Origin of the sequence: Bradyrhizobium lablabi, from assembly GCF_001440475.1 — a bacterium.
GTDB classification, from domain to species: domain Bacteria; phylum Pseudomonadota; class Alphaproteobacteria; order Rhizobiales; family Xanthobacteraceae; genus Bradyrhizobium; species Bradyrhizobium lablabi.
Window position 1 is genome coordinate 89,986 of sequence record NZ_LLYB01000034.1, and the last position, 15,294, is coordinate 105,279.

A 15,294-nucleotide genomic window follows, 5' to 3' on the forward strand; every position below is an offset into this window, starting at 1 on the left:
AGCGCCAAACCGCGCGTCGAGATCGGCGAAATTCTGATCTGCTGGTTCACGACAGGCTTGCTGCTCGCGTTCTTTGCGTTTCTGCTCAAGATCGGCGTCGATTATTCGCGCGGCGCCTTCGTAGTATTTTATTTTGTCGCGCCGGTCGGGTTGCTCGCGGTCAGGAAGGGCACCAAGTTGGTCCTGGCGGCCGCCGTGTCACGCGGCATGATCGGCCGACGGGACATCGTGCTGATCGGCGATTTCGAGGAGATCGCCGCATTGGAGCCCCGAGATCTCCTGGTCTTCTTCGGAACTTCTGAAGTCAGCCGCTTCACGCTTAGTGCGGACGACGACCACGAGAAGCGCGAGTCGACCGACATCAACATCATCAACGCAGCTGCAAACTTCGTCAGGCGCAACAATTGCCGGGAAGTCATGCTCGCTGTGCCGTGGGAGGACGCGGGCCGGCTGGAGTTCATCCGCGAGCACGTCAAGATGCTTCCGGTCGCGGTACGGCTGTTGCCCGACATCCGGGTTCGGACGTTGACGAATTATGCGTCGTCGGCGCGCCAGCGCGTTCTGGCCATCGAAATTCAACGTGCGCCGCTCAGTGCCGCGGAGCGCTTCGTCAAGCGCGTGATGGATATTGTCATCGCATCGCTGGCGCTCGTGTTCTTTCTGCCCATCATGGCGCTCACGGCGATCGCCATCAAGCTTGACAGTCCCGGGCCGGTGATTTTCCGGCAGTTCCGAAAGGGATTTAATGGCAAGCAGTTCATGATGTTCAAATTCCGCACCATGATCGTGCAGGAGAACGGGCCTGCTGTCGTCCAGGCCACGCGTGACGATCCCCGGGTAACATCCATTGGCCGTCTGTTGCGATCGGCAAGCATCGATGAATTGCCGCAGCTATTGAATGTCCTCAAGGGAGACATGTCCCTGATCGGTCCGCGTCCGCACGCGCTGGCCCATGACAATTATTTCGAGACGGTATTGAGCGAGTATGCTTTCCGGCATCACGTCAAGCCAGGCATGACCGGTTGGGCACAATGCAACGGAGCGCGCGGGGGCACACCTACGATTGAGCACATCTCCGAACGCGTAAAACTAGATCTCTGGTACATCAACAACTGGAGCCTGTGGCTGGACATCCAGATCGTGATCAAGACCTTCTTCGAGGTATTGCGCAAGCGCAACGCTTACTGATCGAAGCAAGGTGGCAGGCGCTTGCTGGCAACCTTCCAAACACGACTGGTTCGGCCTGATAGCGAAAGGGAACTTTGCTACCTGCGGTCTAGTGAGCATCGCTCCGCTTGCGAAAATTGAGGAAAGTCTTAAGCAATGTTCGTGGCTTAGATCGCGATTTGAGAGATATTTGAACCACTTAGATTAGACACTCGGCAAATCCGCATTTCGCGGAGATTTTCCGCCGAATCTACAATTTTGCTGGAAAGGGCCAGCGCTGGATTTATAGTTCATTTCGAATCGTGATGGTCGCGAGCGGGATGAACAAGAAGCCAAATTTCGATGGAATGTCGGTAGACGAGTTGTGGCAGCTCCATGAGGAGCTCAGTCAGGTGTTGTCCGTTCGGCTGACGTCGGAAAAGCGCGAGCTTGAAAAACGGCTGGCGCAACTTCGGCGCGAGAAGGAAATGCGACAGCCGGAGTCAGCGGAGGCGCGAAGTGCGCCGCGCGAGCGCCGGAAGTACCCGCGCGTATTCCCGAAATACCGAAATCCGGACGAGCCTTCCGAAACCTGGTCGGGCCGCGGAAAGCAGCCTCGCTGGCTTACGGCAGCTTTAAAGACTGGCCACAAGATCGAGGAATTCGTGATTGGCAAGCCGGAGGGCAGTGGCGAAAGTTCTCGCCGCCGCCGCGCTTAGGTTTCGTCATCGCGAGAGCCGTATCATCGGAGGTCTCCATGAAGCTCGCGCTCTGCGCAGCGTTGTCCCTGCTGCTGATTGGAACCGCCACCGCAGGCCAAAGCAACGTCTCGATCGGCAAATTGCGCCTGGCTGATGCTACTACTGATGCCTGCTTTGCCAACTGCGCCAGCCAGAACGATGCCTGCAAGCGCGTATGTCCGACCACGCTCGGCGCGCCCTGCCAGAGCGCCTGTGACAGTCAGGCGCAAACCTGCCGGCAGAGCTGCCAGAGCAGGTAACAGGTCGTTGCAACGCCATCGCCGGGAGCGAACGTGACGTTAGCAACTATTTTGCGGCCTGCTTGTAGAAGTCGGCCTCGGCGTCCCAGGCGGATGCTTCGCTCCAGCCGAGTTCCGCCCCGTCAATCCGATCGGTATTGATCCGGACCATCGGTTCGGCGAATTCCTGCTGTTGCAGTAACGTGACGGGACAGGGCACCCCAAGGCGGGATGACATCTCGGCAGCGAAGCGTTGGGCGAAGGCGCCCTGGCTCTCGACATAGAAGCTCGGATTGAGCTTCGCTATGCCCTGACGCAGCGGCACGCTCTCGGCAAAGCTTGCGTAGGCTTGCGCCAGCAAATCAACATGAATGTTGTCCCGCACGTACAAGGGAGTTCGTACCGTCGGCACTTCGCCCTTGAACCAGGAGCGTATCAGATAGTTGCAGAACCGCGGCTCCTCGAAAGGGCCAATGGGATTCGCGATCACGAACTTCCCGAGATTGAAATTCAGGGTCTGGCTCAGGAAGCGATAGTGTTGCCAGGTGAGGCCCTTCGATAGTCCGTAGGGCGAGAAAGCCCTGAGTGGCGCGTCTCCCGCACCCTCGTCCTGCTCGAAAACCGAGCCGGTGAGCACAACGGCCACCGGGCCACGATCCATCATCCTCTTCAGGACCGCGACAATATTTTTCGTGTTGTCGGCGACGGCGCCGATGACGTCGAAGTCTGGATTGCGGTAGTCGCCTGTTTGAGCCGCATGCTGACACAACAGGTCCCATGAGCCGGTGCTGGCGAGATCGAGAAAGCGGTCCGAGCCAAGGGGACAGTCCTCGATGACCTCGGCAACACGGCGAAGCTCGGCAACGCGACTGCCGCGCAGCCCCGAATAGTCGCTGCCCCTGAGGGGGGCGACGACGGTATGGCCCTTTGCGGCAAGGCTGCGCGCAAACCACAGACCGGTGAACGAGCTGCCTCCGGTCAGAAGGATTCTCACGTCAGACCTCGCAGGGATTCGATGCCATGGAAGACAGGGTCGAAGTCCGGCCAGCTACGGTCCTTGTCCGAAATTTCCACCGGCTGCCGCGGCCACTCAATGCCAAACCGTGGATCGTCGAAGCGCAAGCCGCGCTCGTGCTCGGGCGAATAGAACGCGTTCACCAGATAAAAAGCCTCGGTGTCGTCGGTGAGCGTCATGAGGCCGTGTGCAAAACCCTGCGGAACGAAAATCATCGTTCGGTTTTCCGCGGTGAGCTCGACGCCGAACCATTTCCCGAAGGTCGGTGAGTCCGGACGCAGATCGACGATGGCGTCGTAGAGCGCGCCGCGAATACAGCGCACTACCTTGATCTCCGCGGCCGGCGCCAATTGATAGTGCATCCCGCGCAGGGTGCCGGCTTTCGCGCTCAGGGAGTTGTTGATCTGAACAACCGACATCGGCACGCCGGCCGCTTCAAATTCCTTCTGGCAAAAGAAGCGCGCGAAAAAGCCCCGATCGTCACCGCGCTTTTCAAGTTCGATCGTGTAGGCGCCATGAAGCGGCGTAGGGTGAAACTTCACGATGTCAGGCCTTTCGAGGATTATTGCCAGCGGAGATCGGTGGACAGGCGACCCACTGCAATGTGGTCCTTGAGCGTCTTCAGTCGCATCAGCGAGGATGTGCGGAATTCCTTGTCCGAGAACTTCATGCCGTTCAGTCCGGCATGGAGATTTCGGACGGACTGGGCGAGCGGGACCGCAGGCAGATGCGCCGGAGCCAACTCGGCGAACAGCGAAAAATCAACCTGATAGGAACGCAAATCCGGCGGCGCTGCCGTGTTGATGCTCACCTTTGTGCCGGGCAGTTCAGCGGCCACGACCTCCGCCAGATCGCGGACCTGATAATTTCCCTTGTTGCTGCCGGCATTGACCACGAGGACCCGTCCGCCCTGGTCGGCATCGCGCCCGATTGCCCATTCAATGGCCCGGGCCATGTCGGCCACGTCGATCAGCGGCCGCCATGGCGTGCCGTCGCTGAGCACGGTGATCTCGCCGGTGGCGAGCGCGCCGGCGACAAAGTCGTTCAGAACCAGATCCAGCCTCAAGCGGTCCGACATGCCGCAGGCGGTCGCAAATCTCAGGCACGTGACCGTCATCTCGCCCGCATTGCTCGCGCGAAGCGCATTTTCCATTGCGACCTTGGACCGTGCGTAGGCGGTGAGGGGATTGAGCGAATCGCTTTCGCGTTTGGGGCGGCCTTCGGCGGCGCCGTAAATACTGCAGCTCGAGGCGAACACGAAACGGCCGACGCCGCGCTGCTCGGCCATCTCCGCAAGCGCAACGCTGGCCTTTTCGTTGATCGCTTCGGTGACGCCTTCGAATTCCTTGCCCATCGGGTCATTGGAAATCGCAGCCAGATGGACGACGACATCGACGCCATCGAGCAACTCGGGCGGAAAGTTGCGGATATCGCCGAAATGCACACGATCAAGCAGCGACTCGGGCAGCCTGGTCGTTCCGGTAAGATTGTGGGCAAAGAACGCGGTATCGAAGCCGATCAGTTCGGCGTCTGGAAATTTCTGCCGGAGGTGACGCGTCAGGATGGGGCCGACATAGCCCATCGAACCGGTAATAAGAATACGCATGGAATCTGTCTTCGTTACCATTTTTTCCAGGGAGCCTTATTGCTTGACCAAAGATCTTCCAAATATCGCTTGTCCCGCAACGTATCCATCGGGTGCCAGAATCCGTCGTGGAGGAACACGCTGAGCTCGCCTTCATTCGCCAGTTTCGTCATCGGTTCCTTTTCCCACACGGTCGCGTCGCCTTCGATGTAGTCGCCGACCTTGGGCGACAGCACGAAGAAGCCGCCATTGATCCAGTTGCCGTCGCCGCGCGGCTTTTCCTGGAAGCCGGTAACGCGGGGGCCCTGATGGTTGATGGCGCCAAAGCGGCCGGGCGGCTGCGTGCCGGTCACGGTCGCAAGCCGTCCCTCGCGACGATGAAAAGCGATGCTTTCGGTGATGTCGATATCGGCCACGCCGTCGCCGTAGGTCAGGCAGAACGCATCGTCATCGCCGATGTAGGGCAGGATCCGCTTGATGCGGCCGCCGATCATGGTTTCTTCGCCGGTGTCGATCAACGTCACCCGCCACGGCTCGGCGTGCTTCTGCAGAACCTCCATCCTGTTTTCGCGAAGGTCGAACGTGACGTTCGACTGATGCAGGAAGTAGTTGGAAAAATATTCCTTGATGACGTAGCCCTTGTAGCCAAGGCAGATGATGAAGTCGTTGATGCCGTGGCTCGAGTAGATCTTCATGATGTGCCACAGGATCGGCTTGCCGCCGATTTCGATCATCGGCTTGGGACGAACGTCGGTTTCCTCGGCAAACCGGGTTCCCAGGCCACCAGCCAGCAATACAGCGCGCATTAATTTGCCATTCAATTCGTTGAGATTAATAGGTTTACCGGTATCACTACATGAAATGGGGAAGCGGCGCGAGGCCATGCCGTCATTTCGTGGCAGAATGGTTTATTTGATTTCGCCCGTCAATTTATGGGTTCCCCTGCGGTAATGACTGATAAATCGATTGCCGAGACCATGCGCGTTGAGGTTGAACGCAGCCAAGTAAGGTTGATGGGTTAGCTTAATCTGCGGCTTTAATTGAACCGATCATGGACGGAGCTATGATGAAGCATGAAGCGAAATCGCCCGCAACAGAAGGTTGTCACAAAGCGTAAATCGCGGGCTCGGCCCGATGATCTCGCGAAAAAATATCGGGAAGTGTGCGAGCTCCGGCGCAAACTCGAATGCATTACCGCCGCGGTGGCTTCTCTTCGTTCCAGACAAGTTGAGATGTGAACACGCCGCCGCCAGCGCGACCAGCACTTCCGTGCCGGAGTTAATCCGATGAACCGCTACAATCCGTTCCAGAGCACGTCGTTCAGCCCGGAGCGGGCGTGGGCGGACACCTGGCATCTCTGGACGGTCATGGTGCCGAGACGCTCGATTACCGGGCGGCTGTTGTGGGGCAAGGTATGGCGCCGGCACGACGGCAGGCGCTGGATCTACAAGAAGTTCATCGAATACGAGCCCGACGACCGCGGTTGATGGTTTTGGCCGATCGCTCAGGCGCTGCGGGACGTGCCACTGCGACGCTCGGCGCGAAGTGCCAGCGCAACGCCGATGGCGATGATGGTCATCGTCGCCAGCAGACTGGCCGGAGCGGTGCAGTTGATGCACGTTCCAACGATCGAGAAGGTCTCGCTCACGGGAGCTGCGACAAGGTTCGTCATACCGTCATCCCTGCATCCAGGCTCAAAAGGCCGGAATTAAATGTAGCAGCTTCGTCCTGATCCAGCCAGCGCCCCCAGCGCTCGCCCAAGTCAAATCAGTGATATTTACTCTACCTTGGGTGAATATTAATCGGTCCGAAACGGACCCATCGAACCCCTGATTTTTCTCGCCGCAAAGGCTGCTTTCGAGGCGTCGCAGCTTCGCGTCTCTCCCGTAGCGCGAACCCGATTTACTGTCGATTAACCATGATGTTTTACCGATTATTTACGCGCCAATTTATTTCAGGGCGCGAAGTTTATTTGGGGGGTTTTTCCTTTGTCGTTTTCTCGTAGCCGTGCGACGAGATTAGCCGCCTGCTGGGCGGCCACACTCGTTGTGTCGGGCTGCACCACCCCCATCGCAACGCCCCTGACGACGGTATCGCAACCCAGATTGACTTCTGGGCAGCCGGTGTCTCTGGAAGAAACCTATGCCCAGGCCGGCGGTCCGACCGGCGCGGTGCCGCTTCCGTCACCCTCATCGCAGGCGGTTGCCGTCATGGACGGCGGCAGCGGCAGCATGATCGGCGGGACCTATTCGAAGCGGAAGGCCGCCGGCGCCGACGGGAACGTGGTTCTCAATCTGGCGAGCGTTCCGCTTCAGCAAGCCGCCAAGACCGTCCTCGGCGACATGATCGGCGTGAACTACGTCGTCGATCCCCGCGTCGACGGAGTGATTTCGGTGCAGACGACGCGCCCGGTCAGCAAGGCCGAGGCGCTGGAGATGTTCCAGACCGCGCTGGTGCCGATCGGCGCGGTGCTGGTGCAAAGCCGCGGCACCTACCGCATTGCGCCGGCCGACCAGGCGGCAACGGGCGCGATCGCGACCGGCGACGGTCCCGCCGACAGCGCGATTGCCGGCAACGGCATTCGCGTGGTTTCCCTGAAATACGTTTCCGCCACCGAAGTCGCCCGCGTGCTCGAGCCGATGGTTCCGAAGGGCGCCATCGTGCAGGCTGACGACCAGCGCAACATTCTCGCGCTGAAGGGCTCTCCGGCGGAGATCGAAAGCATGCTCGACTCGATTTCGGTGTTCGATGTCGATGTCATGAAGGGCATGTCGTTCGCCGTCGTTCCGGTGAAAACCTCGCAGCCGGAAAAGATGGTCGACGAATTGAAGGCGATCTTCGCGGCCGAAAAGGAAGGGCCGCTCAAGGGGCGCGTGCGATTCATCGCCAACACCCGGCTTGGCGCCATTCTGGTCGTGACATCGCAGCCGAGCTACCTGCCGCGGGCGCAGACCTGGATCAGGCGGCTCGATGCCAAGGCCGCCGGCTCCGAGCGGCAGCTTCACGTCTATCAGGTGCAGAACCGGCCTGTCGCCGAGCTAGCCAGCGTGCTGCAGTCGATGTTCTCGAACGAAATGAAAGTGGTGAAGCAGCCGACGCGCAGCGTTTCACCGCGGTCGAGGCAGGCCAGCTTCTCGGCAAGCTCGGCCAGGTCGCCCGGACCGGGCGGCTCGGTGACGGATATGGATCAGAACGCCGCGGCCGGCCTGCTCCGGGGCGGGGTCAATCCCGGCAACAATGATCTGCAGAGCCTGCAGCGCGCGCTGAACAACGAGCCGGATGCACTGACGGCGGATCCGACGGAGCGACTTCCGTCGTCCGGCGGCAGTGCACCGGACGGCGAACCGCCGCTCAAGATCGTGGCCGACGAGACCAAGAACTCGCTCCTCATCATGGCCAATGACCGGGATTACCAGCGCGTGCTGCGCGTGATCCAGGGGCTGGATGTCGTCGCCAGCCAGGTCCTGATCGAAGCCGTCATTGCGGAAGTGACGCTTAACGACAAGCTGCAATATGGCGTGCAATGGCAGCTTTCGAAGAAGGGCACGCCGACCGCCTCGTTCTCGAACGCGCTGACCGGCGGCGTGGCATCCGTCTTCCCCGGCTTCAACTATGCCGTCAACGCCGCCAGCATAGCGTCGACGCTCAGCGCACTGAACGCGCTCACGCGCGTCAACGTCATTTCGACACCTTCGCTGATGGTTCTCGACAACAAGACGGCACGCTTGCAGATCGGCGATCAGGTGCCGATCACCACGCAGACCGCGACCAGCGTCGTGACGGCGCAAACGGCGATCGTCAATTCGATCACCATGCAGGACACCGGCGTGATCCTTTCGGTGACGCCGCGCATCAACGAGAGCGGCAGGGTGCAGCTCGAGATCGAGCAGGAAGTCAGCGCGGTGGTTAAGACCACGTCATCGGGCATCGACTCGCCGACCATCCAGCAGCGCCGCGTCAAGACCACCGTCGTTGTCAATGATGGTGAGGTCCTCGCGCTCGGCGGCATGATCCAGGAACAGGCCAGCAAGACCAGCAACCAGATTCCGCTGCTCGGCGACATCCCCGGGCTCGGCGCCGCGTTCTCCAACCGGGGCGATCAGGTTCAGAAGACCGAGCTCGTCATCCTGATCACGCCCAAGGTGGTCCGCGACGGCACCGAAAGCCGTCTTGTGACCGAAGAGTACCGACGCAAGATGCATGTCTACATGCCGCATACGACGTCGCGCGAGCGTACGCCAGCCAACACCTTTCAGCGGATAACGTCACAGTGAGGAAGCGAGCCGCAACCTGTTTGAGGAATTTCTCGCTGTCGGCGAGCCTGGTTTGCTCGCTGGCCGGCTGCGTGACCTATGCCTATCCGATCGTCGAACCGCCGCCGCCCTATGCGGTCCTGCCGGTCGATGAATCCATGAGCTGCAGCGGCATCGCGGCGTCCTTCCGTTATGCGGCGCGCCGTGCCGCCCGGCTGGAATATTGGCTCGCCGTGGGGCCGCTGGCGGGCTACGGCTACGAGCGTTATCCGCTCGATGCGCCCAAGCAGCTCATCGATGAACGCAGGCGGCTCGACGCGCTGGCGGATCTGCAGCGCTACAAGGGCTGCACCGTGATGGAGCCGGGCCCCGCCGTTGTCGAGGAGCGGCTGAAGCTCGAAGGCTCGGTACGTCCGCCACCGCCTCCACCTGTACCTCCCATGCCACCGCCGGTCGTGCTCAATTCAAAGGGCTAGCTAGGGCGTGAACCCATAAAATCAGAGTGCTCGGCGGACGTCCGCTTTGGTGCGCATTCCGGACTCAAGTCTTATATTGCGTGAGGTCCGAAAGGGCCAAAAACCGACATCGACAGCGTGGGGGCTGACGCTACGCGAACAGATCAGCACCGGCCGGTGTGAAACGCACATAAGTGCCGCTCTCATGCATCGTCAGCCAGCCGCGCTCGATGGCGAGCGCCATGCCCGCGCCGTATTCGGCCGAGCTGCCCTTGTCCTTGAACAAAAACGGGCCGTTGATCAGCTCGACGTGGAGGCGCCCGTCCTGCACCGGCTCGACGGTGCTGGCGATCTCAACGATGCGGGCGCGCGGCCCTCTCGGGATCAGCGTAGGGTCGAGCTTCGGAGTATTTCATCAACGTTCTTTCGATGAGCTACGGGCGCGACGCAATGCCTTTTCCAGCTCGCTCTTCTGCTTGTGCCAGCGTGCGTCTTCAGCCTGTGCCCGTGCTTCGATGTCGGCGCGCTCGGTCTCGATGACATCAACCCTACGGGTATGCTCCCGCTCGGCCTTATCAAGCGCGGCCTGAACTTTCTCAATGGCCCGCTCGCGACGCTGGCGGGCATTTTCCCTCGCCGCCTCTTCCTTTCGGCTCTCGGTGTCGCGCCTCCATTTCTCATAGGCAAGTGCCGCCTTGACTACCTTCTGGTCGATCTCGCGAGGTGACCGTTCCTTTCGCTCCCGCGCTGGCGATCCGGTCAGAACGTCCGCGAAGTATTCCTGCTCGGGATCGCCGCTCAGGTTGAAGGAGAGAACGGCGACCGAAGGTTTATCCGGAAGCGGCAGAGTGGCCTTCGGTGGTTCTATAGGGCTATCGTAGCCTGCTACGCCCGAGGGCTCTTGCGCTGCCCGCACTTGTCCAATGAAACGGAAGCCTCTGCGCGGCAGGGTTTTGATGAGGCGCTGTTCGCCGCCCGAATCGCCAATCGCGTTCCGGGCGACATTCAGGCGGGTCGTCAGCGCTGCATCGGACACGCTGCGCCCGTTCCAGATAGCGTTAATGAGGTCGTCTTTGCTAACAACGCGCGCCCTGTGGCGGATCAAGTATTCCAGCAAATCGAATACCTGTGGCGTGACAGAGACGACGTCCGCTCCGCGATACAGCTCGCGCAGGTTGGTGTCGAATGCGTAGTCCTCGAAGAGATAGCGCAAGGCGCGTGATCCCTTGGATGAGGGGCGATTTCACGGCCCGGCCGTCGGCCGGGTAGTCCAAGAATAAGCTTCTGGTGAGGAAAATGTAAGCTGCTGATCAAGCACGCCTGCCGATCTCCTGCCGCCTTGAATGGTGCAGCACCCTCGAGAGGCCCGAATGAGCACGATCAACGACATAATTTGGCTGGATAATCTCGCGCATGAGGTGAAACGAGCCAATGATCTCAGGGAAAACAGCAAGCCATAAAAGCCGTTGCACGGCGTAGGGCGCGGCTTCCGTTGTCAAAAGGCGACATCGCGCGGCTCCACATGCGTTTCTGTTTTACCCTTGAAGGCGGACATTCGTACGGCAGGTCGGTTAAGGGCCTAAGAGCAGACCTTTGGACTGTCGGCTGCGATGGCTTCGACTGGCGTTTCGGTCAGCTAGTTATCTCGCGTTCCGCTCCACCAACGCATCTGCTGCGCCTTGCCGCTCTGCTCCAAAATCATCTGCAGAGCTGCGGCAAGACGTTCGACCGTGTCGGTTGTTGGGATCTTCCTCAGTAGCCGTCGAACGAAAGGACGCGAAGGTTCGATGAAACACAGGAAGCAGTTCTCGCATTTCTGGTAATTGCCGCATCCGACCCAGACGGGAAAAGCAGGATTTTCGAGATCGATCCGCCACCCCCAATCCTCCGGACCCACGCGCGAAACCGCGAACCCGTGGCGCGGCAGCTCCTCCGACAAAAACTCTGCCAGTCGTTTTCCATACAGCCCGGGATTGACCTGTTCATCCTCGCCAGGCTCAGGCGGAAACGCTGTGGAGACGAATTCGAGATGCGTTCTCATTTGAGGGGCGTGGTTGGATCGTTGTGCCGGGCGGCGAGAACCAATACGGTCTGAAGGTTACCGAGCGATTGCGAAATCCTGAGCATTTGCAGAATGGCCGCTTTGGGTCACAAGCGGCGGTCCGACCACTCAGATCGTCAGGTCCGCTCTCGCCTTGCTCAAAGGGGCTGACGAAAATGCCGTCGATCCGGCGCGCCAGTAGTCGAGCGAGGTTGGTCTTTCGGAGGTGCAAGGGCAGTTTGCGAACGTCCAATTCATTTATCAGCATCTAGCTGTGGGTGCTGATCAACAATAGGAAAAATTAGGTCCCGCGCAACATAGCCCATTATATCCTCGATTGCGCGCTTGTAGCACGTCCGTTCTTGATCGTCGCTGATATTTTCGACCTCATCCAATATAGCCCCAATCGTTTTGTCTATGGAAATCGCTAACGCTATAAGTTTTTGGGCGGTTGCAGCATCCATTTTGAGACTCCGCGATCAAACGTTCAGCTAGTAATCGGCATTTGGCCTCAAGCATTTTCGTATACAGCGCCGATAGAGGCCAGGGCGATCGGATGAAGGCCAAGTCCCTGACGCCTCTATCAGGTAGACCTTCATTGCAGAACCTCGGTCAGTCAGAGACCCCCCACTTAATGGCAGAAAATGCCTTCTGGACGAGTTAATAGCTTAGGTCAAAGTCACCAAACTGTGGACTTCGGCTTCGGGTCATTCGCGTCGATTTTGGCATGTCCCCAGCATGTCCGGTTAGGGGTTAATCTCGGAAATGCCGGTTGTCCGATTTTGCCAGGTGAAGGCATCGGTTCGGACGTGATTCAAGCGCTCAAATCGGGGCCTCGAATCATGCGGGATGAACTGACGGACTTTGAATTGGTTGCCATCAGGCCGTTCCTTCCGAACAAGCCGCGTGGCATTCCCCGTGTTGACGACCGGCGCCTCGCATCAATCCGAATTTGGTTGTGGGCTAATGGGTCCGCGCCCTAGTTGCAGCTTCATCGTCGATGTGGAAGCTCAGCTTGCCGCCGCATCGCGAACACGCAGGCACGCACGTCCCGTGCCCTGGGCGCTTTCGTGCCGCGTGCTTGATGAATCGATATCGCCGCGTCGCCATTCGCGAATGACGAAGGGACGCCCGTTGCCGCCTTCCAGCGAGACCAGCGCCTCGCGTATGAAGCGGGTGCCGTCCGAGGCGCTGATATCCGCGCGGATGGTTATGCTGCCGCCTGTGGGCAGGCCCCGCTTGCCGGCCACCTGCTTCGGCTCGACATTCAGCAACCTCAGTGTCGCAGGAGAGGCGGCTTCCATGTCGGGCTCGGGCCGGCCGGAGCGAACCGTGACATGGCGAAGCGCCGCCCGAAACAGAAGGGGCGACATGCCGTCGATCTGATCGAGCTGCATCACGGTGGTGAAGCGTGCTTCATTGGGTCTCGCGCCTGGCGTGCTCTGCGCCTTGGGTTTGCGGAATTCGATGATCTGCGACACGATGCGGCTGCCTCTCGACTGATCGCCCGTGAGTGCGGTGAAGAAGCGCGTCAGCGCGGCCGGGCTCGCCGTGTTCAGGTCGATCTTCCCGGTCTCTTCCTCGACCGTGATGGTGGCGCGTTCGCCGCCGGGCAGCCGGCACCGAAGCGGAAAATTAACGGCTTGCTCGGGCGTTGGGGCCAGCGCCGCGGCAATTACCAGGTTGACGGCGCTTTCCGCGGCCATCTCGGCGGCGGCCACCGAAGCGTAGTTCGACGAGGTCTTGGTGCGGTAACGGGCACCGACGATGACGGCCATTCCGAGCAGCGTGATCAGGCCCAAGGTCCAGATCACCGCGACCAGCGCGAAGCCCGATTGGCTGGCCTTGCGGCGGCGCAGGGCAGGGCATTCCGGCCGGCCGGGGACGGAAAATCGGTTCGTTCGTGCCCGGTCTGCCATGGCGGCCGATTTTTACGCAGGAATGGCAAACAAAGCGTCAAAGCTTTGGTTAATCAAAACCTCCTAGAATCGCGACGACGGAAAATCCCGTGAGACTTGCCGAGCGCGCGAATGTCATTCGATATCCAGGAATTGCTGCGCCCGGCTGTGCCCCTGAGCCGGGCCATTGAACCGCCGGGACCAAAGGACGCCGGCTTCGCCCAGGCATTCTCCGATGTTCTGGTCGGCAAGGATCTGGTCGATGCCGCCGCCATCGGCCGGTCCCGGCGAGCCGCTGACGCCGCCTCCGAGCGCTTCGACCTCGTGCTGGTCAAGCTCGGTCTGATTTCCGAGGCCGACCTCTGTCTGGCCTACGCCACCTATTGCGGCCTGCCGCTGATCGGGCCGGCGGATTTGCCGGCACGGCCGGTTCTGGCCGACCGCCTGCAGCTCGCCTTCCTCAAGACCAACCGGATCCTGCCGATCTCGTTTGACGGGCGGCGCCTGTTGATCGCCACCGCCGATCCCTTTGTCGATGAGTCCGTCAAGGCCATCAGCTACATGCTCGACGTGCGCGTCGATCTCGCTGTGATCGCGCCGGCGGAAATCGAGCGCGCCTTGCGGACGCTGTATCAGGACGCGGCGCCCGAGATGCAGCCTGAGGAAACCGACGGCATCGCGCTTCCCGGCAATGACGGCAGCGAATTCGACGTCGAGCGCCTGCGCGATATCGCCAATGAGGCACCGGTCATTCGGCTGGTGAATCAGATCATTGCAAGAGCCGTCGAACGTGGCGCTTCCGACGTGCATGTCGAACCCGGTCGCGATGCCGTCGCCGTGCGATACCGTATCGACGGATTCTTGCAGCAGGAGCGTGTCGTGCCGGCGGCGCTGCGTGCCGCATTGACGACGCGCATGAAGATCATGGCCAAGCTTGATATCGCCGAGCGGCGGCTGCCGCAGGACGGCCGCATCAAGACGGTGGTGCGCGGCGTCGAGATCGATATCCGTGTCTCGACCTTGCCGACGGCGTTCGGCGAAAGCGTCGTGATGCGAATCCTCGACCGCACCCGGGTGGAGCTGGATTTCACCAAGCTCGGGCTCGACGGCAAGACGCAAGGATCTCTCCAGCGCCTGATGGCGCTTCCGAACGGCATCATTCTGGTCACCGGCCCGACCGGCAGTGGCAAGACGACGACGCTCTATACCGCGCTGAAGGATCTCAATCGGCCCGAACTGAAACTGTTCACGGTGGAAGATCCGATCGAATACCAGCTCTCCGGAATCAACCAGATTCAGGTCCAGCCCCAGATCGGTCTCGACTTCCCGACCGCGCTTCGCTCGATCCTGCGCCAGGACCCGGACATCGTCATGATCGGCGAAATCCGCGACCTCGAAACCGCGCGCATCGCGATCCAGGCGGCGCTGACCGGCCATCTGGTGTTCTCGACCCTGCACACCAACAGCGCGATCGCCGCGATCACGCGCCTGATCGACATCGGCCTGGAGCGTTACCTTCTCGCTTCGACGATCGCTGGCGTGATGGCGCAGCGCCTGGTCAGAAAACTCTGTCCGGCGTGCTCGCGACCGCATAGCGAGAGCGAACGGGCGCACGGCAAGCTCAAGATGGCGATAGCGGGCCATCCGCAAGTGGATTGGTCGCACAGCCGGCAGTCGGTTGGCTGCGAGGCCTGCGGCAACACCGGCTATAGCGGCCGTACCACGATATCGGAACTGTTGATCATCGACGACAGCGTTCGCGAAGCCATCGGCAGAAGGAGCCAGGACCAGCGCACGGTCGAGCAGCTTGCGCGCGAAGCAGGCTTTCACACGCTGTATGAGGATGGCCTCATGAAGGTCGGGGCCGGCGAGACTTCGCTCGAAGAAGTTCTTCGCGTCACCCGCGCAGCCTAAAGGGAGAA

16 protein-coding genes and 1 pseudogene are annotated in these 15,294 nt (G+C 60.5%); 7 read left to right on the forward strand and 10 right to left on the reverse strand.

The features are described from left to right. From CQ14_RS01870 to CQ14_RS01880, 3 genes are all read left to right on the forward strand, one after another. Positions 1 to 1,188: undecaprenyl-phosphate glucose phosphotransferase (locus CQ14_RS01870; RefSeq protein WP_245320121.1), on the forward strand; the 1,188-nt coding region annotated here is incomplete at its 5' end. A 284-nt stretch (positions 1,189 to 1,472) separates the two neighbouring features. Next, positions 1,473 to 1,865 (forward strand): H-NS histone family protein, encoded by a 393-nt coding sequence (locus tag CQ14_RS01875; protein WP_245320122.1) that lies wholly within the window; start codon positions 1,473 to 1,475, stop codon positions 1,863 to 1,865. Between the two features lie 38 nt (positions 1,866 to 1,903). Continuing rightward, positions 1,904 to 2,146: a hypothetical protein gene (locus tag CQ14_RS01880; RefSeq protein ID WP_057856246.1), complete on the forward strand. Its 243-nt coding sequence runs from the start codon at positions 1,904 to 1,906 to the stop codon at positions 2,144 to 2,146. 46 nt (positions 2,147 to 2,192) lie between these two features. Here the strand turns inward: CQ14_RS01880 and CQ14_RS01885 are convergent, their stop codons facing one another. Genes CQ14_RS01885 through rfbF form a run of 4 tightly spaced genes read right to left on the reverse strand, consistent with a single transcriptional unit; the run spans position 2,193 to position 5,531 of the window. Beyond that, a complete protein-coding gene (locus CQ14_RS01885) occupies positions 2,193 to 3,119 on the reverse strand; it encodes an NAD-dependent epimerase/dehydratase family protein (protein WP_057856247.1) in 927 nt (308 codons plus the stop codon). Continuing rightward, entirely contained in the window at positions 3,116 to 3,682 is a 567-nt protein-coding gene (gene rfbC, locus CQ14_RS01890) for a dTDP-4-dehydrorhamnose 3,5-epimerase (RefSeq protein ID WP_057856248.1), read from the reverse strand. Before rfbC ends, CQ14_RS01885 begins: the two co-directional genes overlap by 4 nt. Positions 3,683 to 3,702: 20 nt before the next feature. Then, on the reverse strand, positions 3,703 to 4,746 hold the full coding sequence (locus tag CQ14_RS01895; RefSeq protein ID WP_057856416.1) for an NAD-dependent epimerase/dehydratase family protein: 1,044 nt from the start codon (positions 4,744 to 4,746) through the stop codon (positions 3,703 to 3,705). A gap of 14 nt (positions 4,747 to 4,760) precedes the next feature. Further along, complete coding sequence (gene rfbF / locus CQ14_RS01900) at positions 4,761 to 5,531, reverse strand: glucose-1-phosphate cytidylyltransferase (protein ID WP_057856249.1); 771 nt, start codon at positions 5,529 to 5,531, stop codon at positions 4,761 to 4,763. Positions 5,532 to 6,011: 480 nt separating this feature from the next. Between rfbF and CQ14_RS01905 the strand changes: the two genes are divergently transcribed. After that, positions 6,012 to 6,212: a hypothetical protein gene (locus tag CQ14_RS01905; RefSeq protein WP_057856250.1), complete on the forward strand. Its 201-nt coding sequence runs from the start codon at positions 6,012 to 6,014 to the stop codon at positions 6,210 to 6,212. Between the two features lie 17 nt (positions 6,213 to 6,229). Here CQ14_RS01905 and CQ14_RS43125 read toward each other — a convergent pair whose 3' ends face one another. Then, positions 6,230 to 6,397, reverse strand: coding sequence for a hypothetical protein (locus tag CQ14_RS43125; protein WP_156434616.1), 168 nt, complete (start codon positions 6,395 to 6,397; stop codon positions 6,230 to 6,232). A gap of 451 nt (positions 6,398 to 6,848) precedes the next feature. On the opposite strand from CQ14_RS43125, the gene gspD reads away from it, so the two are divergent. After that, positions 6,849 to 8,999: a type II secretion system secretin GspD gene (gene gspD / locus CQ14_RS01910; RefSeq protein ID WP_057856251.1), complete on the forward strand. Its 2,151-nt coding sequence runs from the start codon at positions 6,849 to 6,851 to the stop codon at positions 8,997 to 8,999. Next, the gene (locus CQ14_RS01915) at positions 8,996 to 9,454 is read left to right on the forward strand and encodes a hypothetical protein (protein ID WP_156434617.1); all 459 of its coding nucleotides are present in this window, start codon (positions 8,996 to 8,998) and stop codon (positions 9,452 to 9,454) included. Before gspD ends, CQ14_RS01915 begins: the two co-directional genes overlap by 4 nt. Positions 9,455 to 9,584: 130 nt before the next feature. On the opposite strand, the gene CQ14_RS01920 is transcribed toward CQ14_RS01915, so the two are convergent. The 5 genes and pseudogenes from CQ14_RS01920 to CQ14_RS01940 all read right to left on the reverse strand — a co-directional run bounded on the left by CQ14_RS01920 (position 9,585) and on the right by CQ14_RS01940 (position 13,393). Further along, positions 9,585 to 9,764: a hypothetical protein gene (locus CQ14_RS01920; RefSeq protein WP_347337106.1), complete on the reverse strand. Its 180-nt coding sequence runs from the start codon at positions 9,762 to 9,764 to the stop codon at positions 9,585 to 9,587. 435 nt (positions 9,765 to 10,199) lie between these two features. Beyond that, positions 10,200 to 10,646 (reverse strand): annotated as a pseudogene (locus CQ14_RS45510) (winged helix-turn-helix domain-containing protein); the annotation flags it as partial. Positions 10,647 to 11,069: 423 nt separating this feature from the next. Next, a complete protein-coding gene (locus CQ14_RS01930; protein WP_057856254.1) occupies positions 11,070 to 11,474 on the reverse strand; it encodes a hypothetical protein in 405 nt (134 codons plus the stop codon). Between the two features lie 254 nt (positions 11,475 to 11,728). Next, on the reverse strand, positions 11,729 to 11,938 hold the full coding sequence (locus tag CQ14_RS01935) for a hypothetical protein (protein WP_057856255.1): 210 nt from the start codon (positions 11,936 to 11,938) through the stop codon (positions 11,729 to 11,731). A 546-nt stretch (positions 11,939 to 12,484) separates the two neighbouring features. Next, a complete protein-coding gene (locus tag CQ14_RS01940; protein WP_057856256.1) occupies positions 12,485 to 13,393 on the reverse strand; it encodes a type II secretion system protein GspK in 909 nt (302 codons plus the stop codon). Between the two features lie 111 nt (positions 13,394 to 13,504). Between CQ14_RS01940 and CQ14_RS01945 the strand changes: the two genes are divergently transcribed. Continuing rightward, positions 13,505 to 15,286, forward strand: coding sequence for a GspE/PulE family protein (locus tag CQ14_RS01945; RefSeq protein WP_082649654.1), 1,782 nt, complete (start codon positions 13,505 to 13,507; stop codon positions 15,284 to 15,286). Positions 15,287 to 15,294: the final 8 nt, after the last annotated feature.